Source organism: Streptomyces sp. NPDC005151 (assembly GCF_053599875.1).
The window spans coordinates 1-19824 of sequence record NZ_JBSFYR010000114.1 but is presented as its reverse complement, the minus strand read 5'-3'; the positions used below and the strand labels follow the sequence as shown (position 1 = coordinate 19824).

The following is a 19824-nucleotide window of genomic DNA, read 5'->3' as shown; positions in this document are numbered from 1 at the left end:
AACCACCCGCAGGCCGGCCGCCGCGCGCCCGGCCTGCGGGTGGTTGCACGCGGCCGGCCTGCGGGGAGTCACACGCGGCCGCGGCACAGCTCCAGCAGCGTCATGGCGAGCGAGGTGCCGGGCTTGCCGAGCGCCTTTCGGTACTGGCCGAGGATCTCCATCTCGCGGGAGAGGCTGACCCGGCGGCCGCCGGAGGTGATCCGCGCCTCCTGAATGACTGCCGAGACGGCCATCCGTTCCTGGACGAGCCCGATGATCCGGTCGTCGAGGGCGTCGATGCGCTCGCGGGCGTCACCGATCAGCCGGGCGGCCTCATCGGTGTTCGCACCGGTCTTCTCGATGAGGGTCTTCGCGGCGGCGGCGGTGCTGTTGCTCATGGTGTGGCTCCTGGGGGATGTGGTCCCCGGGGCGGTCGGACCCCGAACGCAGAACGCCCCGGGCCTGTCGGCCCGGGGCGCCTGGAACGTTGCTTGTCAGTTGCTCAAGCAGCACGACCATGGCAGCCGGCGGGCCGGATGCCATAGGTAAAGACGAAGGTCGTGTGCTGATGCATGGCGTCAGTATGGACCCGCGCCGGGCGATGGGCCAACGCGCGGCCCGGATGCTGAGACGCCACCGACGGTTCGGTCCGCGCACTCCGCTCCGGCGGACGCCCGGAGGGTCTTGGCCCGTACCCCGGAAGACGCAGAAGTCCGTCTCCCTCGCAACCCCGGTAGAATCGGCAGAACCGACCCCCCTCTCAACGCCGGAAGGCCGCCCCCGTGCCAGCAGCACCCCCCGCCGCCCCCGACACCACACCCGACGTGGTCCTTGTCGTCGATTTCGGCGCGCAGTACGCCCAGCTCATCGCCCGCCGCGTCCGTGAGGCCCGGGTCTACAGCGAGATCGTCCCGTCCACGATGCCGGTGGCCGAGATGCTGGCCAAGAACCCCCGGGCGATCATCCTGTCCGGTGGCCCCTCCTCGGTGTACGCGGACGGCGCGCCCAGTCTCGACCGCTCGCTGTTCGAGGCCGGGGTCCCGGTCTTCGGTATGTGCTACGGCTTCCAGCTGATGGCCACCACGCTCGGCGGCACCGTCGACGACAACGGTGCCCGCGAGTACGGCCGCACCCCGCTGACGGTCTCCAAGACCGGTTCCACGCTCTTCGAGGGCACGCCCGCCGAGCAGTCCGTCTGGATGTCGCACGGCGACGCCTGCTCCGCCGCTCCCGAGGGCTTCACCGTCACCGCGTCCACGGACGTCGTACCGGTCGCCGCCTTCGAGAACGACGAGAAGAAGCTCTACGGCGTCCAGTACCACCCCGAGGTCCTGCACTCCACGTACGGCCAGCAGGTCCTGGAGCACTTCCTCTACCGCGGCGCGGGCATCGAGCCGACCTGGACCACGACGAACGTCGTCGAGGAGCAGATCGCGCTGATCCGTGAGCAGGTCGGCACCAAGCGCGCCATCTGCGGCCTCTCCGGCGGTGTGGACTCCGCGGTCGCCGCAGCCCTCGTTCAGAAGGCCATCGGCTCCCAGCTGACCTGCGTGTACGTGGATCACGGTCTGATGCGCAAGGGCGAGACCGAGCAGGTCGAGAAGGACTTCGTGGCCGCCACCGGCGTCCAGCTGAAGGTCGTCGACGCCGAGGAGCGGTTCCTGAACGCGCTGGCCGGGGTCTCCGATCCCGAGCAGAAGCGGAAGATCATCGGCCGCGAGTTCATCCGCGTCTTCGAGCAGGCACAGGCCGAACTCGTCGCCGAGGCGGGCGCGGCCGGCGAGGACGTCGCGTTCCTCGTGCAGGGCACGCTCTACCCGGACGTCGTCGAGTCCGGCGGCGGCACCGGCACCGCCAACATCAAGTCCCACCACAACGTGGGCGGCCTCCCCGACGACATCGAGTTCCAGCTCGTCGAGCCGCTGCGCCAGCTGTTCAAGGACGAGGTCCGGATGGTCGGCCAGGAGCTCGGCCTGCCGGAGGAGATCGTCCAGCGCCAGCCCTTCCCCGGCCCCGGTCTCGGTATCCGGATCGTCGGCGAGGTCACCAAGGGCCGGCTCGACCTGCTCCGCGAGGCCGACGCCATCGCCCGCGAGGAGCTGACCGCGGCCGGACTCGACCGCGACATCTGGCAGTGCCCGGTGGTCCTCCTGGCCGATGTCCGCTCGGTCGGCGTCCAGGGCGACGGCCGCACCTACGGCCACCCGATCGTGCTGCGCCCCGTCTCCTCCGAGGACGCGATGACGGCCGACTGGTCGCGCCTGCCGTACGAGGTCCTGGCGAAGATCTCCACCCGCATCACCAACGAGGTCGCCGACGTCAACCGCGTCGTCCTCGACGTGACGAGCAAGCCGCCGGGCACCATCGAGTGGGAGTAACCCTCCCCGCAGGGTCAACGTGATGCCGTCGCTCATTCGTCCGAGCGGCGGCATTGCCGTATCCGCTGGGTACGCTGGCTCAAGAGACGAGACTCACTCCCATGGGAGCAATCATGAGCGCCGCACCCGAGTTCGAGTTGGACGAGAAGTACAACTATCCGGTCCCCCCGCCCGGCGGCTGGACGGCTGACGACCTCGACCGGCTGCCGAACCTGCCAAGGCGCACGGAGTTGATCGACGGGAGCCTCGTTTTCATGAGTCCGCAGACCAAGTTTCATATGCGAACCATGCGTCTGCTGGAAAACGCACTTCTTGACCAGGCCCCGGACGATCTCGATGTCTTCCGGGAATTCAGCATCAGGCTGAACAAGCGGAACCGACCTGAGCCGGACGTGCTCGTGGTTCCTCTCGGGGCCGATACCGGTCCGAAAGATACGTGGCTCCGGCCGGAGGACGTCATTCTGGCCGTGGAGGTCGTCTCTGAGGAATCGGAAGACAGGGACCGTGAGGTCAAGCCCCGCAAGTACGCCGCCGCAGGCGTGCGGTACTTCTGGCGGGTGGAGCAGAACCAGGGCCTGCCGGTCGTGTACGTCTACGAACTCGATCCCGCGCTCAGGGCTTACGTGGCCACCGGCATCCACCACAACAAGCTGAAGCTGGACGTGCCCTTCCCTATCGAGATCGACCTCACTGCGATCAACCGCCGCCGCCCGTAAAAAATTGGGGTGAACCGCTCCCGGTATCTGTGCCAGGCTTCGCCCTCATGTCTGCCGATGAGATCCGCGCCCTGATGTCCGCCGCCCACAACGACCGCCTGACCTGGAACACCCCGCTCTCCGAGGAGCATGCCGTTCAGCTCGTCGATGCCTGCGCTCCCGGGCCCGGGGCGCGGATCGTGGACCTCGGCAGCGGCTGGGGCGAGCTGCTGATGAGGCTGGTGGAGTCGGCGCCCGGGAGTACCGGGGACGGCGTCGAGACCGATCCCGAGGCCGTGGCGCGGGGGCAGGCGCTCGCCGGGGAGCGGGGGCTCGCGGAGCGCGTACGGTTCCATCGGACGCCTGCCGCCGAGTGGGCGGACGACGGTTACGACCTGGCGGTGTCCATCGGGGCCTCGCATGCCTGGCCCGGGTCCACCTGCGAGGCACTGAAGGCGCTGCGGGCGGCCGTGCGGCCCGGCGGGCGGGTGCTGTTCGGGGAAGGGTTCTGGGAGCGCGAGCCGTCCGAGCGGGCGCTGGCCGGGCTGGGGGCTGAGCCGGGGGACTTCGGTTCGCTGCTCGAGCTGATCCGGCAGGCCGAGGCCGTCGGGCTGCGGCCGCTCCAGGTGACCGTCGCCGACCAGCGTGAATGGGACCTCTTCGAGGCGAACGCCAACATCGGGAGGGGCGAGCGCTGGGCGCTGGCCCATCCGGGGCATCCGCTGCACGACGGTGTCGTCGCAACAGTCGACGACCGGCGCACCGGCTACTACGGGGGCTACCGGGGAACACTCGGCCTCGCCTACCTCGTGCTCAGCGCCTGAAAGGGGCCCCGAACCCGTACCCGGACCGGTGCATGAATCGGTACGTGATCGCTCTGGCCACCTGCGGTGACCGGCGGTACCTTCCGAGCCGAATGCCCTGGGAGCCCCGAGGAGTCGCCATGCCCGAGCCCACGCCGATCCCCGTCGAACAGCTGCAGTTCGCGATGCCGCCCGTCCACGAGTCGGTCGGCGAGGAACGCGCGCACCGCAAGGAGCGGCTGGCCGGGGCGTTGCGGCTGTTCGGTGAGTACGGGTACGAGGACGGGGTCTCCGGTCACCTCACCGCGCGCGACCCGGAGTTCGCCGACTGCTTCTGGGTCAACCCGTTCGGCGCCCCCTTCGACGGACTCCTGCCGGACGAGCTGATCCTGGTCAACGGCGACGGGCAGGTCGTCGAGGGGCGCCACCACGTCAATCAGGCGGCGTTCGCCGTCCATGCCCAGGTGCACCGGGCCCGCCCGGACGTCGTCGCCGTCGCGCACACGCACTCCCTGCACGGGCGGGCGCTGTCCGCGCTCGGTGAGTTCATCGAGCCGATCACCCAGGAGTCCTGCGCCTTCTACGAGGACCACGCGGTCTACCAGGCCTACACCGGGGTCGTCGTCGACGAGGAGGAAGGGCGACGGATCGCGGCCGCGCTCGGTCCCCGCAAGGCGATCATCCTGCGCAACCACGGGCTGCTGACGGTCGGCGACTCGGTGGACGCGGCTGCCTGGTGGTTCGTCACGATGGAGCGTTCCTGCCAGGTGCAGCTGACCGCGCGGGCGGCCGGGAAGCCGGTTCTGATCGAGCACCGGGAGGCGGTGGTCACCCGCGAACAGCTCGGCAGCGATCTGGTGGCCTGGATCAACTACCAGCCGCTGTGGAAGAGGATCTCCCGAACATTCTGACGATCCGCGCGTCCCGGCGGCCCCGATGCGGGCCCGGCCCGTCCCGTACGGCACAATTCGCAGCAATCGGTGGTCAGTTGGCAGTACGTGGGCGGGAAAGGGCGGCGTTCTCCGTGGCGTTGGACGAGGCACGACAAGGCGCTCACGGCGGTGGCTGCACGTGCGGCGACTGCCCGCACGGAGCGCGCGAGGGACACCGGCGCGCGGTGGCCGCCTTCCTGGCCAAGCGGGACGGACTCGCCGCGGGCCAGGGGCTGCCGACCGGTGTCGCCCAGTCCGCGTCCGCGACCCGCCAGTGGGTCTCCGACGAGCTGACCGAGTCGGCCCGTACGGTCGCCGAGCGCAGCCGGGAGGCCGGCGACGCCTGGCTTCACCAGGTGTGGGTGCGCACCCTGACCGTCGTCTGGGGAGGCGTCGCCCTGCTCGCCATCGGCGAGGCAGGCACCGCCATCGGTGCGGGCTGGTCGACGGCCCGTACCGCCGGTCTGGTCGCCGCGCTCGTCACCGCCGGGCTGCTGACCGGCGCCGCCCGCTTCCACCGGGCCCGCGGCGGCGTGCTCGCCCCGCTGATCGGCGAGGACAACCGGCTCTCCACCTCCCGTGCGGTCGCCGTGGCCTGGGTGCTGCTCGCCGTCTTCTCCGTACTCGTCCTCGCATTCCAGCTGGCGGGCGCCTCCGGCCATGCGGAGCGCGACGCGCTGATCGACGGTCTGGAGCTGGCGCGTGGCGCCGGGGTGCTGACCGCGCTGGCGCTGGTCTGCACCATTGCCGTGGTTGTGCGCCGGGTGGTGACCGTACGCGCCCTCGCCGGGCGTTTGCAGAAGCTGCGCGCCGACCGGCCGCGCGCCGCCGATCTGCTGACCGACGACTCCGGGCGGGGCAGTTTCACCGACGTGCAGTACGTGCTGGTGAGCGCCGTCGCCGTACTCTTCGCCGTGGTCCGGCTGGCCCGCCGGCCCGAGCAACTGCCCGATCTGCCCTGGGGGCTGGCCCTACTGGTGGCCGTCTCCGCGGTGACGTACTTCGCGGGCAAGTACACGGAGGGTGGGCGTCCGGTCGTGCTGTCCGTCGTACGGGCCCGGGAGCCCGGGGATCTGGACGCGCCGATCCGTACCGGCGACGACATCGAGATCCGCGGCGCAGGTTTCGTACCGCCCGGCGCCGGGGCCCCGGACCGGCTGGCCCGGGTGGTCGTCCGGATCGGCCGGGTCCATGTCCATGTCCCGCTGGTCCCGGTGGCAGGCGGCTTCGCCAACCCGGCGGACACCGTGCTCACCGTGCCGGTGCCGGTGGAGGTCGAACCGGGACTGGTGGACGTACAGGTCGTGACGGCCGCCGGGGTGGAAACGAACCGGGTCGAGATCGACGTCACGGACTGAGACCGACCGGCAATGGGGGGGTGGGTGAAGGAGCGGGGCTGGGGTGCGTGCATCGCAAGGCGGAGGATTGAGCCATGGCGGAGTCATGGTGATGGACGACAACGCCGCGAGGTGCGTGCCCCAGCCCCGTGACGCCGCCCCCCATTGCCGGTCGGTCTGAGATGCGATCGACTGTCCCTCCCCGCCCGGCCGCCGCTTGCGTCTGATCGAACCGCGGGGCAGGTGAGCAGCCCGTTCGCCGCGTACGTATGGTCTGGTGACGGGTCGACGGAAGGGCGGGGTCTTATGCGTGGGACGGAAGGGCGGGGTCTTATGCGTGTGTATGGCACGAATTCGCGAGGTCTGGGCGAGGTGAGAAGCATCCGGGAGCTGGCGCGGGAGCATGCCCTGCTGCCGCTGCGGATCTTTCTCGGTTTCACCTTTCTCTATGCCGGGCTCGACAAACTGACGGACAGTGCCTTCTTCCGCGCCACCGCCCCCGGCTCCATCGGCGAGACGATGCACGCGGTGCGCGACTCGGCCGCGATCCCGGCCCTCGTCGACCTCGCGCTGAAGAGCCCGGGAGCCTTCGGGTACGCCATCGCCCTCGGTGAGATCGCCGTCGGCATCGGCACCCTGATCGGGCTGTGGGCCCGGCTCGCCGCACTCGGCGGGGCGCTGATCTCGCTGAGTCTGTGGCTGACCGTGAGCTGGCAGGTCAAGCCGTACTACTTCGGCAACGACCTGGCCTACCTCATGGCCTGGCTGCCGCTGGTGCTCGGCGGCGCCGCGTCGTTCTCCGTGGATGCCTTCCTCGCGTCGCGACGGCGACGGATACGGTAGCTGATCCACGTCGTGGTCGCGGCGAGCCAGAGGCCGCCGAAGAACACCGGGAAGAAGAAGACCCAGGGGGCGTCCCAGGTGCCCGCCGCGTCCGCCGCGTAACCGGCGGCGAGGGCGAGCATCGCGATGCCCGCGACCGCCCGGCCCGGCCGGATCTCATGACGCAGCACGAATGACCTCCACCTGTCCGATACCGACTTCCAGATCCAGCTCGACCGTGCCCGCCGGGGTGACGCCCGCGGGCGGGGCGATCGTGCGGTGTTCCTTCCGCGACGGGCTGACGTCCACATCGCCCGGCGGATCGCCCGGCAGCCGGATGTCGCCGACCCCGGCGTCCGCCCGCACCCGGAGCGTCACCGCCTTCGGTACGACGACGACCGCCCGGCCCGCGCCGACCCCCAGCTGCGTCCGGACCGTGTCACCCTTCGGGACCGGCACCTTCGACAGGTCGAGTGTGCCGACACCGCTGCCCAGCTCGTACCGCGGCTGGACCGCGGCGACCGACGCCGGGCGCCATTCCTCCCGTACCCAATGGGTGCCGATGTCCTTCGGCAGCGAGGCCGCGCCCGCCAGCAGCGCCGCCGTGATCATTGCCAGCAGGACGGTGCCGAACCCGGTCCTGCCGAGGAAGGTGCTGACCAGCATCCCCGCACCGAACACGGCGAGCGCTGCGGCCAGGCCGAACTGCAGGCTCGTACCGAACGGATGCGTGTGCCAGCTCAGCCCCGTGCCCAGACCGCCCGCGATCAGGGCGAGCAGAAAGACCGGGCCGCCGATCGAGCGCGGCCCCCGGTCGGCCCGGGCCGGCTCGGGTGCGCGGTACGGGGTGTCCGCCGCCCTGCGGGGTACCGGCGGACTGTCGGCCACCGCACCCGCCGGGCCCCACAGATACCCCGGTCCCACCGGCCCGGACGTGCCGTCCTTGATGATCGGATCCCGCCACCAGGACGGGCTGCCCGGCGACGGCGGGGCTTTCACCTCCGGCGGGGCGTCCGCCACCGCCTGCGCGGCCGCCGGGTGCAGCGGATCCTCGGGAGCGGCGGTCCTGCGGTGCTGCGTCCAGACGCTGAGGCCGATGACGGCGAGCGTCAGCATCGCGCTGAACACCAGCATGCTGCCGTTGCCCAGCATGGACAGGAACAGCCCGCAGCCGATCAGCGCGAGCAGCACCGCGACCAGCGACGCCCCCTCGACCCGGCCGGACAGCAGCCTGCGCGCCTCGTTCTCCTCCTCGCCCTCCAGCGGGAGCAGCAGCCACGCGAAGCCGTAGAAGATCAGGCCGACGCCACCGGTCACCGACAGCACACCGATCACGATCCGGAAGATCACCGGGTCCACGTCGCAGTACCGGCCGAGTCCGCCGCACACCCCGGCCACCACTTTCTGCCGCGAGCTGCGCTGCAGCTGCGGTCTCGGCGCGGGCGGCGGTGCGACGCCGGGCGCGGCGTCCTGGGGAACGGTCATGGCTCCATGGTGACGGGCGGCCGGTGCCGACGGGACCCGTGCCGACCCTGGCCGATCCCTGATATTGGTTCCCCCGGACCCTGAAGGGCGCCGTCGCGGGGCGTGCGGCGGGTGCGACCTGCCCGTCTCAGGGTCGAAGTGGGGGCAGACCCTGATACCGCCGCTCACCCGTCCATGTGACGATCGGGGCATGCCGACCGCCACACCCCGAGCCGCAAGCTCCCTCAGCGCCGACCCGGAGGAGCCACCGCTGCGCAAGCTGTACCGCAGCGCCGACGGGCGGCTGCTCGGCGGCGTCGCACGCGGTCTCGCCGGACATCTCGGGCTGCCCGTCGTCTGGGTGCGGTTCGTCTTCCTCGGACTGTTTTTCGCGGACGGCCTCGGGGCTCTGCTCTACGCCGTGTTCTGGATTGTCGTCCCGCTCGGCGTCGGCGGCGTCGACGCGCCGCGCTCCGTCTTCGAGACGGCCCCCGACGGCCGGCGCAGGCTCCGCAAGCCCGACAAGGGGCAGGTGTTCGCCCTCCTCGCGCTCCTCATAGGCGCCGTCGTCTTCGTCGGCAACGTCGACATGGGCAGCGAGGCCGACCGTTACATCTGGCCGACGCTGCTGATCGGCGCGGGCTCCGTCCTGGTGTGGCGGCAGGCCGACAACGCCCGCCGGGCCCGCTGGATGGAGGTCGGAAGCCGCCGCCGGGTGCTGCATCTGGCCCGGGCGCTGGCGGGGGTCGCCCTGGTCGGCCTGGGACTCGCCGTGTTCATGGTGGTACGCGGCTCCGCGGCCCAGCTCGGCAATGTCCTGACGGCGGCGATCGCCGTCCTCACCGGCATCGCGCTGCTGGCGGGTCCCTATCTGGTCCGCATGACCCAGGACCTGTCGGAGGAACGCCTGATGCGCATCAGGGCACAGGAACGCGCCGAGGTCGCGGCTCACGTCCACGACTCCGTGCTGCACACCCTCACCCTGATCCAGCGCAACGCGGACGACGGCAACGAGGTCCGCAGACTGGCCCGCGCCCAGGAACGCGAGTTGCGCAACTGGCTGTACAACCCCGAGGGCACCGGCAAGGACGAGGGCGACGAACCGGAGACCCTCGCCGAAGCGGTCAAACGCGCCGCCGCCGAGGTCGAGGACAAGCACGGCGTCCCGCTGGAGGTCGTCGTCGTCGGCGACTGCCCGCTCGACGAGAAGCTCGCCGCGCAGATGCAGGCCGCACGCGAGGCGATGGTCAATGCCGCGAAGTACGGTGGCGAGGGCGGCGCCGTGCAGGTCTACGCGGAGGTCGAGGGCCGCACGGTCTTCGTCTCCGTACGGGACCGCGGACCGGGATTCGATCCGGATTCCGTACCGGGGGACAGAATGGGCGTACGAGAATCAATCATCGGCCGGATGCAGCGCAACGGCGGTACGGCGCGGCTGCGTTCGGTGCCCGGCGGGGGCACGGAAGTCGAGCTGGAGATGGAGAGGGCGAGCGAATGACGGAGACCACCGAAACGACCGGGGGCCCGGAGCACCGGGTACGGGTCGTGCTCGTCGACGACCACCGGATGTTCCGCACCGGAGTCCAGGCCGAGATCGGCCGCACCGAGGAGACCGGTGTCGAGGTCGTCGGCGAGGCCGCCGACGTCGACCAGGCGGTCACCGTCATCACGGCGACCCGCCCCGAGGTCGTCCTCCTCGACGTGCACCTGCCGGGCGGCGGCGGCGTCGAGGTGCTGCGCCGCTGCGCCCCGCTGATGGGCGCGGTCGAGAACCCGGTGCGGTTCCTGGCGCTGTCCGTCTCGGACGCGGCCGAGGATGTCATCGGTGTCATCCGGGGCGGCGCCCGCGGCTATGTCACCAAGACGATCACCGGGGCCGACCTGGTCGACTCGGTCTTCCGGGTGCAGGACGGCGACGCGGTGTTCTCGCCCCGGCTGGCCGGCTTCGTCCTCGACGCGTTCGCCTCGACGGACGCGCCGCCGGTCGACGAGGACCTGGACCGGCTGACGCAGCGCGAGCGCGAGGTGCTGCGGCTGATCGCGCGTGGCTATGCGTACAAGGAGATCGCCAAGCAGCTGTTCATCTCGGTGAAGACGGTCGAGTCGCATGTCTCGGCGGTGCTGCGGAAGCTCCAGCTGTCGAACCGGCACGAGCTGACGCGATGGGCGACGGCCCGACGGCTGGTCTGAGGCGGCGATCCGTTCCGACCGATCAGTAGGCGCGTGAGCGATCACGCGGCTACCCTGTCCAGCTTCAGGGGGGAACTTCAGCCAGCCCAAGGCGGTCACCGGCGGCCGCGTCACCGCCTACTACGGCTCCACCGCCGGCCTGTCCGACACCTCGAAGACGACCCTGGACCAGGAATCGTCGGGCGTGCCAGGCGCCGGCGAGACGGGCGACGACATGGGCGCGTCCGTCGCGGTCGGCGACACCAACAAGGACGGTTACGCCGACGTCCTCACCGGAGTCCCCGGAGAGGACCTCACCTTCAACGCTGTCAACCAGGCCGACGCCGGTACCACCCTCCTCCTCAAGGGATCTGCCACCGGCCTCACCGGAACCGGCTCCGTCTCCCTGGGCTCCGCCACCGTCGACGCCACCGGCGACATGGCCGGCGCCCCCGAACCCGGCGACCGGCTCGGCACCGCCGCCGCGCTGCTGGATGCCACCGGCGACGGCTACGCCGACATGGCCGCCGGAGCCAGCGGCGAGAACACCGGCGACGGCATGGTCCTGATGGCCAACTCCAGCGCCACCGGCATCCTCGCCTCCTCCAGTGCGGGCCCCGGCATCGGCACCTTCAACGTTCCTGCCCGAGCCCACATCGGTGACGTCCTGGCCCCCTGACCACACCTGCAGGAGTCCACTTCCATGACCATGTTCAAAACCACTGCCGATACGGCGCCACCAGTCTCCGGCGCCGAACCGTCAAAGCCGACGGGAGTCTCGACCGAGGACGGCAGCGAGCCCGCCACGACAGACACCCCCGCCCCGCGCGGAATCTCCCTTCTGGTGGGAGTCGGCGTCCCTACGCTGCTCGGCATCGTCGGCGTCGCACTGCTCGCCGTTGGGATCGCCATCACCTGGGGCGGGAACGGCAAGACACGACCGTCCTACTCCGTACCCATCGCCTACCACGTCACCGGGACCGGCACCGCCGACATCACCTACCACGCCAGCCTCACGACAGGCTCCAGCAAGACGCCCGCCTTCGGTCATGAAGCCACGGCCCGACTGCCTTGGCGCGCAGCCGCACGCGTCACTCCCGCCAGCGGCCTTGCCACAGTGACCGTGCAGCTCGGCGCCAAGGGCGGCCACGCCTCCTGCCGCGTCGACCTGCGCGGCAGAGATGTCCAGATGGCCACGGCCTCGGGCCCGTACGGACGCGCCACCTGTACCGCGGAAATCCCGCCCAAGCAACGCTGAGACCTTCGTGCCGGGAGACAATCGTCACCCTCATGACGACGGTTACCTCCCGGCATGTGGCGTTAAAATCCCGCATTCAGTCACGGGTGCGTCTGATGCCCACCGTGAGCGGCGCCAGCAGGATGTGACAGATGTGGCGCCTGGTGCGCTGGAGTTGGTGCAGACCATGTACACCGAGATACCAGGACGGGAATCTGTGACGAACAGCAGGAAAACAGGATTGGGCAGACGTCGGCTGCCGCAGCGAAGAATGCGCAGGATCGTCCTGCCCTCCCTCGCCACGGCGCTGATCGGTTCCGGCGCGCTGGCCGCCCTGGCCATCGGCACCACTTCCTCGCCCGAGGACTCGCAGCGCGAGGTTCGTCCCGCCGCCGTCCGCACCCTGGCCCTGGAGGGTTCGTCCGCGACGGCGCGTAAGCGGCAGCAGACCACCACCGAGGAGTTCTCGATGGTGGCCGTGAGCTGGCCCTCGGCCAAGGCGCGGCTCAGCGGCGAGGTGGAGATCCGCACGCATGCCGACGGCAGCAGCACCTGGAGTGGCTGGCGCGGGCTCGAGATCGCTGACACGCCGCCCGACTTGGGGCGTGACGGCTCGGGCAAAGGCATGCGCGGCAGTACCGAGCCGCTGTGGGTGGGCCCGTCGGACGGTATCGAGGCCCGGGTGAGCGGCAAACGGTCCCTGCCCGCGTCGATGCGTCTGGACCTGGTCGACCCCGGGACGGGCGGGTCCCCCGCCGCGGGCAGCGAACTCACCGCGTTCACCGCCGAGAGCGCGAGCCCGTCGCCGTCGCCGACCTCGGTGACCGGGCCGCGTTGCCTGGACGGCCTGTCGACTGCGCCCGCGACGTTGGCCACCGGGCCTGTTCCCAAGCCGGCGATCATCTCCCGCGTCGCCTGGGGCGCGGACGAGTCGATCGTGCAGTGTCCGACCGTCTACAGCCCGGCAGTCAAGGCCGTCGTGGTCCATCACGAGGCGGGCAGTAACAGCTACAGCTGTGCGCAGTCCGCAGCCATGGTCCGGTCCATCCAGGCCTTCCACGTCAAAACCCAGGGCTGGGGCGACATCGGGTACAACTTCGTCGTCGACAAGTGCGGGCAGATCTTCGAGGGCAGCAAGGGCGGTGTCGACAAGCCGGTCAAGGCCCGGCACACCCTCGGCTTCAACCCCGACACGGTCGGCATCTCTTTGCTGGGCAACATGGAGACCGCCAAGCCCACTCCGGCCGCGCTCGCCGCGATCTCCCGTATCGCCGGGTGGAAGCTCGGTCTGTACGGCGCGGACCCGCTGTCGAAGACGACGCTGACCGCCGAGTTCGACAACGGCCGCTACACCGCTGGCCAGCAGGTCGAGACCGACCGCGTCACCAGCCACCAGGACCTCATGGCGACCGCCTGCCCCGGTGCGAACCTGCACGACCGGCTCGCCGACCTGCGTGCACTGACCACCTCACCCACCGCCTCCGCCGCCCGCCCCACCGCGGACCTGGGCCGCGACGGCGTCAGCGACCTCGTCGCCGGCATGCCGAAGAACGCCAGCGGCAGCCTCACCGTCGTCCCCGGCTCGCTCACGGGACCCTCTGCAGCCGCCAGAAGGACACTGACCCAGGCCAGTTCGGGCGTCCCGGGCACGGCGGAGAGCGGCGACGCGTTCGGCGCCGCCACGGCAGCAGGCGACATCAACGGGGACGGCTACGCGGACCTCGCCGTCGGAGTCCCTGGTGAGGACGACACCTCCGGCAACGCCGACCGCGGCGCCGTCACCGTCCTGTACGGCCCCGGCCTCACCTCAGGCCTCTCATACACCACGGTCGGCACCACCGCGGCGGGCGCCAAGCTCGGTTCCGCCGTCACCGTCGGCGACTTCAACGCGGACGGCAAAGCCGACGTCTTCTCCGCGGGCACCGGCAGCGGCGGCAGCTGGAACACCCACCTGACCGGCTCCACCACGCAGTACGGCACCTTGACCACGGCCACCACCCCACTCGCCTACGAGGACGCCGCATCCGGCGACTTCAACCGTGACGGCTACGCGGACGTCGCCCTCACCTACCGTGACGCCGCCGGCATCGGCCGCCTCATCTGGTTCAAGGGCGGCAGCGGCGGACTCACCAAGGCCGGTCTCCTGTCCGTCAAGGGCGGCCGCTCCCTCGCCGCCGGCGACATCAACGGCGACGGCATCGACGACATCGCCGTCGGCCAGCCCTACACCGCCGAGTCCGGCGCGCACGCGGGCGGCCAGGTCACCGCCCTCTACGGCACCGCCGGCACAGGTCTGACCTCCACCGGCGCGACGGTCATCCACCAGGACACCTCCGGGGTGCCGGGCACGGCCGAATCCGGCGACGCCATGGGCACCGCCGTCTCGGTCGGCGACTACAACGCCGACGGTTACGCGGACGTCCTGACCGGCGCCCCGAACGAGGACATCACCCGCAACTCGGTGAACCAGTCCGACGCCGGCACATCGATCCTCCTCAAGGGCAGCCCCACCGGACTCACCGGAACGGGCGCCCAGGCCATCTCGCAGGACACCACCGGCGTCCCCGGCTCCACCGAGACAGGCGACAACCTGGGCTCGTCCGTCTCCCTCACGGATCTTTCCGGCTATGGCCGCGCCGACCTGACGATCGGCGCGGCGGGCGAAGACACGGGCAACGGCGCACTCCTGGCCGTCCCGAGCAACAGCACCGGCCTGGGCCTGTCCACGTCCACCTACTACGGATCGACCCAGCTCGGCACACCGGCCGGGGCGCACCTGGGGACCACCCTGGCCCCATAACCCCACCTCTGGTGCTTCCGCGTGGCACGGCACAAACCGCGCTTGCGCATAGGCATCGCAGGCAGGGCGGCGGGCGTTCCGGTCTCCAACCGGACCGCCCACCCCAGCAACGCGAGCCGTGATCGCCGACCGCGACAGCAACCTCACTGCCTCAGCGCGCCGCGCTGGGGACGGAAACCGATTGTGTTGTCGTCCCGCTGGACGTCAAGCCCGTTGTCCCGGCCGCCGACGAGGAGGGAGACGACAACACAGTGACCATGTACGTGGCGGCCCTGGGCGTTCCATACATTCGGAAGATGAAGGGCGATTGCAACGGGATGCCGATGACGGTCCAGCCATCGCAGTACGGAAGGCCCGTGTGCGCCCGGCCGCCCGCGCCGACCGAGATCGCCGATGTCCCGGACGACCGGATGCTGCAGGACGTCTGACGTGACGACGACCTGCGGCGCGGAGCCTTCCTTTCGAACAGCTGTTACATTCTTGTGCGGCCCGGCGCTGCCCCCGCGTCTGGTGACCAGAACGACAAGAGCCATATGACGAGAGATCGTCACGTACGGATCTGTGAGGGCCGAGGGGTGAGAATCCCCTCGGCTACTCGGCGCTCAAGTCGGCCCTTGTGGGTGACCTGCTGTCTGGACCAGTGCGGCGGCTCAGCCCGTTTCATCGCTAGGGATGGACGCCTGATCGCCCGGGGTAAGCATGAGCTCCACCCAAACTGCCTTCCCGATGCCGTTCCTACGCGGGCACGTCCCCCACCGGTCGGCGAGGGCGATCACCAGTGCCAGGCCGCGGCCATCCTCGTCGTCGATCCCGGCTGGGCGCGGCTTCGGGAGGTCGTCGTTCGCATCGGCCACCTCCATACGCAACGTGCCGTCGTAGAGCGCGAATCGCGCTCCGATCTCCCGGCCGGGCGAGGCCCGGCCGTGCTCGACGGCGTTGGTGACGAGTTCGGAGAGCAGCAGCACCGCTGTCTCGGCCGGCTCTTCGGCGATCTTCCACTCGATGAGTTGCTGCCTGAGGGCAGCCCTGGCCCGGCCGGCGCTTCTGCGGTGGCGAGGGAAGAGTTGGTGGGCTTCGACGCTGGTGACGGCCATGGCTGTCGGCGATTCTCCAGATACAGACACAGGGGTGCCCCCTCAAGAGCGCGTGGCTGGATGGCGGTTTGGCCTGGCGCGACCACCCGCAGAAAGTTGCCGTGCGTGAGCAGAAAGCAACCATCCGTATGGTGCGGTGTCGCGCTCGCACGGTGCAAGCGAAACACCTCAATTCACTCCATCCGGCACTGACGCTGGGTATGTTGGTGGTCGCAAAGAGTGCGCGGTGGAAGTTCGGTTGAGGGGGCGTCATGCCAGTGCTGGAGAATCCAACAGTCCGTCGCCGGGTGCTGGGGGCGAACCTGAGGCGACTGCGTGATGAGCAGGGCCGGTTGCTTGAAGATGCCGCCCAGGAGCTCGGGTGCCACCCGGCGAAGGTCAGCCGGATCGAGTCAGGGCGTAGCGGGATCCGTCAGCTCGACCTCAAAGCGTTGCTCGACTTTTACGGCGTCAAAGACACGAAGACCCGTGAAGGATGGCTTGCCCTTGCGCGTGAGAGCCGACGGCAGCGCTGGTGGCGGGAGTTGGAAGACCAGCTTCCGCAGGACTTTCTCGACCTGATCGGTCTGGAGGATGAGGTCGCCGGATGTCGGGGCTTCCAGCCGAGCATCATTCCTGGGCTGTTCCAGACCGAGGCGTACGCGACGGCCGTCATCCAAGGCGGCTCGGCTGGGCCTCCCGGTGAGACGCAACTCACCAAGGTGCGCGTTAGACTTGAACGTCAGAAGGCGATGACAGGACGTCGGCCGGAACCTCTCCACGTATGGATGGTCCTCGGGGAGGCGGCGTTGAGGCAGCAGATCGGCGGACGAGCGGTGCTGCGGGAGCAATTGCTGCACCTGGTCGAGATGGCACAGCTTCCGAACGTGACGTTGCAGGTACTACCTTTCTCGGCAGGGGCCTGCAAGGGTGGCATGTTGCCCTTTCTGCTCTACAACTTCCCGGCTCCGACGGAGCTGGAAGTGGTGCTCCTGGAGAGCTTCACGAGCCACGCCTACCTCGAAGGGCCTGAGGATACGGCGCACTACAACGGAGTCTTCGATCATGTGCGAGCAACAGCGTTGAGCGCGCTGGAGTCGGAGGCGCTGATGGTCAGCCTGGCCAACGAACTGGCCCACAGCTAAGGAAGAACGGCAGATGTCCTCTGATCGGTCCGAGTGGTTCAAGAGCTCCTACAGCCAGCAGAACGGCGAGTGCGTCGAAGCCCGCCGGTCGGTAGCCGGTCTGGATCTGCGCGACACCAAGGACCGCCGGGTCGGCGTCCTCGCCTTCACCGCCACCGCCTGGAGCGCCTTCCTCGGGGACGTAAAGCAGGGCGCATCCCGCACGTGCTGGGGGATGTGCCCGTGGACCTAGCGGCGCGTGCAAGGAGCACCCCTGTGGCGATTGACCGTCTACGTGTAGGCCGCTTATGAGATTCGCAGATCAGTCGAGCGAGATGTTGAGTTTCTCGCCGACCCTTCGGTAGCCGATGCCCGCGTAGATCCGTTCCACAGTGGCGTCGGCCGGCTCCAGCCACACCACCCGGCAGCCCCGCGCGAACGCGGCCGCGGTCAGATGGGCGGAGAGTGCGGCGCCGATGCCGCGGCGGCGGAAGGCGTCGGCGACGGCGAGACCGGTCAGTTCGGTGAGGCCGTCGACCGGGACCGAGCAGCCGCCCGCGCCCGCCGGGGTGCCGTCGAGGGTGGCGAGCGCCGCCACTCCGCCGCCCGCCACCGCGTCGCGCAGCCACGCGGCCTGGCCGCCCTCGGGCTCCCCGGTCCCGCCGTACCCGTGGTGCTGTACGCGGGCGGCGGCGTCGAACTCGGCGTCGGTGGCCGGTTCGGCGAGCACGAGGGTGTCGACGGGCTTCGGCGGCAGGAGGTCGCCGGGTGCGCACGCCAGGATCGGCGCCCGGTCCTCGACGGTGAACCCGGCGGCGAGCAGGGCGGGTTCGACCGCGGGTGCCCAGCTAGGCAGATACTCCAGGCGCGGCATCCGGTCCCGTTCGCGGAATGCGGCGATCAGCTCCTGCACGTCGGTCGCGGTCGGTTCGGCGTCCCGGTCCGGGATTGCGTAATTGGCGTACTTCAGCGACCAGTTCGGGTTGTGACGGACGGTGAACGGGCCGACCCGGAGGTGGTCGGGGGAGCGGAGGGCGAGTGTATGGGCGTGGGTCTGGACGTCGGCGTCCATGGGCATATGGGGTTCCCCCTTCGACCGGTCCGGTGGGACTCCGGACTCAGGACCGCGAACTGCGGAGCAAGGGAGCCTATGCGACCCGGGTCGCTCCCGCGAAGGGCATGCCGTCGATCGGCGCGATGCGGACCGGCGCTCCGGGGTGCGGTGCGTGGATCATCTGTCCGTCGCCGATATAGAGACCGACATGGCTGATCCCGGAGTAGAAGAACACCAGGTCACCGGGGGCGAGTTCGGAGCGGGGGATGTTCCGGCCGGCGTTGATCTGGGTGTATGTGGTGCGGGGGAGCGAGACGCCGGCGGAGCGCCAGGCGGCCTGGGTCAGCCCGGAGCAGTCGAACGAGGACGGTCCGGTCGCGCCCCAGACGTACGGCTTGCCGAGCGCCCCGTAGGCGAACGTGATGGCCTCCGCGGCGCGGGCGTTGGGGGCCTGGGCGGTGCCTGAGCGCGGGGCGCTGCGATCCGCGCGGGCGGCGGCGCGGGCGGTGTCCGAGCGTTCGAACTCGGCGCGCTCCGCGGGTGAGAGGGTGTCCAGGAGCTTCCGGGTGTCGGCCAGTCTGGCCCTGACCGTCGTCCGGTGCTTCTTCAGGTCGGCCCGGCGGGCGGTGAGGGCCGCCAGCTCGTCCTTCGCCTCCGCGCGCAGCTGGGCGATCTCGGTGACCTGCCGCTGCACGTTGGAGACCTCGGCCGCCTGGCGGTCGGCGGCCCGGTCCACGTACGAGGCCCGTTGCAGATACTGGTCGGGGTCCGAGGACAGCGCCAGCTGCACGGCGGGGTCGAGGCCGCCGGTGCGGTACTCCGCGGCGGCGAGCGAACCGAGTGCGTTGCGGGATGCGTTGAGGCGTTCGGTCCTGCGGGCGGCCTCGTCGCGCAGTGCGTTCAGGGATTTGGCGGCGGCGGTTGCCTTCTCCTTCGCGCCGTTGTACTGCTCGGTGGCGACCTCGGCGTCGTGGTACAGCCGGTCCACCGCGGCCTTGATCCGGGTGGGGGTGGGCTGTGGTTCGGCGTGCACGGAGCCCGGCAGGGAGGCGGCGGTCGCCGCCCCGGCGAAGGCGAGGGTGGCTGCGGTGCGGGCGGCGGAGCCGGTGCGCGGGCGCTGCCTGGGTTTCCGATGCGCTGCCAAGGGGGCGGGGCTCCTTGCGTCGACTGCCCGTCGGGGCCTACCGGCGGGCCGCTGAGGTCCGGCGGCGGGACGCCAACAGGGGGAGCGGCCCGCCGCCGGATTTCTCGGCGGGTGACCGGGCTGCCGTCCGGGTGCGGAGCGGCGGTGAAGCCGGCCACCTGGACAGGGACGCTAAGCCCGGGGCGCGGGGAAGAGTCGCAATGACGGTTATTGCCCGAATTTGGCAATGTGCTGTCGTTGAGTGACTGAAAAATTGCACCAAAGTCAGGCAATTGGTGCAGATGCAAGTGAAATGCCAAGGAGCCCCCACCTCGCCGAAGAGGGGTGATATGGCCCCGGCTAGGCTTCGGCCTCATGGACGTACTCATCAATGTCTTCGTCGCGCTGCACATCATCGGCATCGCCTCCCTCCTGGGTGGCTTCCTGACCCAGATGAAGGCGATGGGTGCGGGCACGGCACGCTTCGTCCCGGCGATGCTGCACGGCGCGCTGACCATGCTGGTCACCGGTGTCGCGCTGGTCGGGCTCAACCAGGCCGACGACCACCCGGTCAACAACATCAAGATCGGCGTGAAGCTGGCGGTCCTGGTGGTGATCCTCGCGCTGGTCTACATCAAGCGGGACGAGGAGAAGGCCGAGAAGGGCGTGTTCGCGGCGGTCGGCGGACTGACGGTCGCCAACATCTTCATCGCGACGCTCTGGACCTGAGCCGGACCACCCTCATGCGCAAGTGAGCCCGACCGACGCTCCGCTGATCGACCCGGCCCTGTTCCGTCAACGGGCCTTCACCACAGGCCTGTTCACTGCGCTGGC

General features: G+C 70.2%; 21 protein-coding genes. 15 read left to right on the top strand and 6 right to left on the bottom strand.

Annotated elements, in window-relative coordinates; genetic code table 11:
- Positions 1-68: 68 nt before the first annotated feature.
- The gene (locus tag ACWD6R_RS35520; RefSeq protein ID WP_451822511.1) at positions 69-377 is read right to left on the bottom strand and encodes a chorismate mutase; all 309 of its coding nucleotides are present in this window, start codon (positions 375-377) and stop codon (positions 69-71) included.
- A 384-nt stretch (positions 378-761) separates the two neighbouring features.
- On the opposite strand from ACWD6R_RS35520, the gene guaA reads away from it, so the two are divergent.
- The 6 genes from guaA (at position 762) to ACWD6R_RS35490 (ending at position 6967) form a co-directional block, all read left to right on the top strand.
- Positions 762-2357, top strand: a complete 1596-nt coding sequence (guaA, locus tag ACWD6R_RS35515) for a glutamine-hydrolyzing GMP synthase (RefSeq protein ID WP_451822510.1) — start codon at positions 762-764, stop codon at positions 2355-2357.
- A 113-nt stretch (positions 2358-2470) separates the two neighbouring features.
- On the top strand, positions 2471-3073 hold the full coding sequence (locus tag ACWD6R_RS35510) for a Uma2 family endonuclease (RefSeq protein WP_451822509.1): 603 nt from the start codon (positions 2471-2473) through the stop codon (positions 3071-3073).
- Positions 3074-3120: 47 nt separating this feature from the next.
- The gene (locus ACWD6R_RS35505) at positions 3121-3876 is read left to right on the top strand and encodes an SAM-dependent methyltransferase (RefSeq protein WP_451822508.1); all 756 of its coding nucleotides are present in this window, start codon (positions 3121-3123) and stop codon (positions 3874-3876) included.
- A 119-nt stretch (positions 3877-3995) separates the two neighbouring features.
- On the top strand, positions 3996-4766 hold the full coding sequence (locus ACWD6R_RS35500; RefSeq protein ID WP_451822507.1) for a class II aldolase/adducin family protein: 771 nt from the start codon (positions 3996-3998) through the stop codon (positions 4764-4766).
- Positions 4767-4879: 113 nt separating this feature from the next.
- The gene (locus ACWD6R_RS35495) at positions 4880-6145 is read left to right on the top strand and encodes a hypothetical protein (protein ID WP_451822506.1); all 1266 of its coding nucleotides are present in this window, start codon (positions 4880-4882) and stop codon (positions 6143-6145) included.
- A gap of 312 nt (positions 6146-6457) precedes the next feature.
- The gene (locus ACWD6R_RS35490) at positions 6458-6967 is read left to right on the top strand and encodes a DoxX family protein (protein WP_451822505.1); all 510 of its coding nucleotides are present in this window, start codon (positions 6458-6460) and stop codon (positions 6965-6967) included.
- Here the strand turns inward: ACWD6R_RS35490 and ACWD6R_RS35485 are convergent.
- Complete coding sequence (locus ACWD6R_RS35485) at positions 6874-7137, bottom strand: hypothetical protein (RefSeq protein ID WP_451822504.1); 264 nt, start codon at positions 7135-7137, stop codon at positions 6874-6876. The genes ACWD6R_RS35490 and ACWD6R_RS35485 overlap by 94 nt on opposite strands.
- On the bottom strand, positions 7124-8431 hold the full coding sequence (locus ACWD6R_RS35480; protein ID WP_451822503.1) for a PspC domain-containing protein: 1308 nt from the start codon (positions 8429-8431) through the stop codon (positions 7124-7126). Before ACWD6R_RS35480 ends, ACWD6R_RS35485 begins: the two co-directional genes overlap by 14 nt.
- A gap of 190 nt (positions 8432-8621) precedes the next feature.
- Here ACWD6R_RS35480 and ACWD6R_RS35475 point away from each other — a divergent pair, with 190 nt between their 5' ends.
- From ACWD6R_RS35475 to ACWD6R_RS35450, 6 genes are all read left to right on the top strand, one after another.
- On the top strand, positions 8622-9908 hold the full coding sequence (locus ACWD6R_RS35475; protein WP_451822502.1) for a PspC domain-containing protein: 1287 nt from the start codon (positions 8622-8624) through the stop codon (positions 9906-9908).
- A complete protein-coding gene (locus tag ACWD6R_RS35470) occupies positions 9905-10600 on the top strand; it encodes a LuxR C-terminal-related transcriptional regulator (protein WP_451822501.1) in 696 nt (231 codons plus the stop codon). The genes ACWD6R_RS35475 and ACWD6R_RS35470 overlap by 4 nt, the downstream gene beginning before the upstream one ends.
- A 184-nt stretch (positions 10601-10784) precedes the next feature.
- Positions 10785-11258: an FG-GAP repeat protein gene (locus tag ACWD6R_RS35465; RefSeq protein WP_451822500.1), complete on the top strand. Its 474-nt coding sequence runs from the start codon at positions 10785-10787 to the stop codon at positions 11256-11258.
- Positions 11259-11282: 24 nt separating this feature from the next.
- Entirely contained in the window at positions 11283-11837 is a 555-nt protein-coding gene (locus tag ACWD6R_RS35460) for a hypothetical protein (RefSeq protein ID WP_451822499.1), read from the top strand.
- Between the two features lie 250 nt (positions 11838-12087).
- Complete coding sequence (locus ACWD6R_RS35455; protein ID WP_451822498.1) at positions 12088-14616, top strand: FG-GAP-like repeat-containing protein; 2529 nt, start codon at positions 12088-12090, stop codon at positions 14614-14616.
- A 296-nt stretch (positions 14617-14912) separates the two neighbouring features.
- A complete protein-coding gene (locus tag ACWD6R_RS35450) occupies positions 14913-15044 on the top strand; it encodes a hypothetical protein (RefSeq protein WP_451822497.1) in 132 nt (43 codons plus the stop codon).
- Between the two features lie 222 nt (positions 15045-15266).
- Here the strand turns inward: ACWD6R_RS35450 and ACWD6R_RS35445 are convergent, their stop codons facing one another.
- Complete coding sequence (locus ACWD6R_RS35445) at positions 15267-15710, bottom strand: ATP-binding protein (protein ID WP_451822496.1); 444 nt, start codon at positions 15708-15710, stop codon at positions 15267-15269.
- A 251-nt stretch (positions 15711-15961) separates the two neighbouring features.
- Here ACWD6R_RS35445 and ACWD6R_RS35440 point away from each other — a divergent pair, with 251 nt between their 5' ends.
- Together ACWD6R_RS35440 and ACWD6R_RS35435 are read left to right on the top strand one after the other, a co-directional pair.
- Complete coding sequence (locus tag ACWD6R_RS35440) at positions 15962-16834, top strand: helix-turn-helix domain-containing protein (RefSeq protein ID WP_451822495.1); 873 nt, start codon at positions 15962-15964, stop codon at positions 16832-16834.
- 13 nt (positions 16835-16847) lie between these two features.
- Positions 16848-17066, top strand: coding sequence for a DUF397 domain-containing protein (locus tag ACWD6R_RS35435; protein WP_451822494.1), 219 nt, complete (start codon positions 16848-16850; stop codon positions 17064-17066).
- Positions 17067-17135: 69 nt separating this feature from the next.
- Here ACWD6R_RS35435 and ACWD6R_RS35430 read toward each other — a convergent pair whose 3' ends face one another.
- Positions 17136-17891, bottom strand: coding sequence for a GNAT family N-acetyltransferase (locus tag ACWD6R_RS35430; protein WP_451822493.1), 756 nt, complete (start codon positions 17889-17891; stop codon positions 17136-17138).
- 70 nt (positions 17892-17961) lie between these two features.
- On the bottom strand, positions 17962-19011 hold the full coding sequence (locus ACWD6R_RS35425) for an NlpC/P60 family protein (RefSeq protein WP_451822492.1): 1050 nt from the start codon (positions 19009-19011) through the stop codon (positions 17962-17964).
- A gap of 354 nt (positions 19012-19365) precedes the next feature.
- Here ACWD6R_RS35425 and ACWD6R_RS35420 point away from each other — a divergent pair, with 354 nt between their 5' ends.
- Positions 19366-19719, top strand: a complete 354-nt coding sequence (locus ACWD6R_RS35420) for a hypothetical protein (RefSeq protein WP_451822491.1) — start codon at positions 19366-19368, stop codon at positions 19717-19719.
- The last annotated feature ends 105 nt before the right edge of the window (positions 19720-19824 follow it).

Bases quoted from the DNA above. Each gene is read 5' to 3' on its own strand.
- ACWD6R_RS35520 (WP_451822511.1), bottom strand. From the start codon at position 377: ATGAGCAACAGCACCGCCGCCGCCGCGAAGACCCTCATCGAGAAGACC.
- ACWD6R_RS35510 (WP_451822509.1), top strand. From the start codon at position 2,471: ATGAGCGCCGCACCCGAGTTCGAGTTGGACGAGAAGTACAACTATCCG.
- ACWD6R_RS35505 (WP_451822508.1), top strand. From the start codon at position 3,121: ATGTCTGCCGATGAGATCCGCGCCCTGATGTCCGCCGCCCACAACGAC.
- ACWD6R_RS35500 (WP_451822507.1), top strand. From the start codon at position 3,996: ATGCCCGAGCCCACGCCGATCCCCGTCGAACAGCTGCAGTTCGCGATG.
- ACWD6R_RS35490 (WP_451822505.1), top strand. From the start codon at position 6,458: ATGCGTGTGTATGGCACGAATTCGCGAGGTCTGGGCGAGGTGAGAAGC.
- ACWD6R_RS35480 (WP_451822503.1), bottom strand. From the start codon at position 8,431: ATGACCGTTCCCCAGGACGCCGCGCCCGGCGTCGCACCGCCGCCCGCG.
- ACWD6R_RS35475 (WP_451822502.1), top strand. From the start codon at position 8,622: ATGCCGACCGCCACACCCCGAGCCGCAAGCTCCCTCAGCGCCGACCCG.
- ACWD6R_RS35470 (WP_451822501.1), top strand. From the start codon at position 9,905: ATGACGGAGACCACCGAAACGACCGGGGGCCCGGAGCACCGGGTACGG.
- ACWD6R_RS35460 (WP_451822499.1), top strand. From the start codon at position 11,283: ATGACCATGTTCAAAACCACTGCCGATACGGCGCCACCAGTCTCCGGC.
- ACWD6R_RS35455 (WP_451822498.1), top strand. From the start codon at position 12,088: ATGCGCAGGATCGTCCTGCCCTCCCTCGCCACGGCGCTGATCGGTTCC.
- ACWD6R_RS35450 (WP_451822497.1), top strand. From the start codon at position 14,913: ATGAAGGGCGATTGCAACGGGATGCCGATGACGGTCCAGCCATCGCAG.
- ACWD6R_RS35445 (WP_451822496.1), bottom strand. From the start codon at position 15,710: ATGGCCGTCACCAGCGTCGAAGCCCACCAACTCTTCCCTCGCCACCGC.
- ACWD6R_RS35440 (WP_451822495.1), top strand. From the start codon at position 15,962: ATGCCAGTGCTGGAGAATCCAACAGTCCGTCGCCGGGTGCTGGGGGCG.
- ACWD6R_RS35435 (WP_451822494.1), top strand. From the start codon at position 16,848: ATGTCCTCTGATCGGTCCGAGTGGTTCAAGAGCTCCTACAGCCAGCAG.
- ACWD6R_RS35430 (WP_451822493.1), bottom strand. From the start codon at position 17,891: ATGCCCATGGACGCCGACGTCCAGACCCACGCCCATACACTCGCCCTC.
- ACWD6R_RS35420 (WP_451822491.1), top strand. From the start codon at position 19,366: ATGGACGTACTCATCAATGTCTTCGTCGCGCTGCACATCATCGGCATC.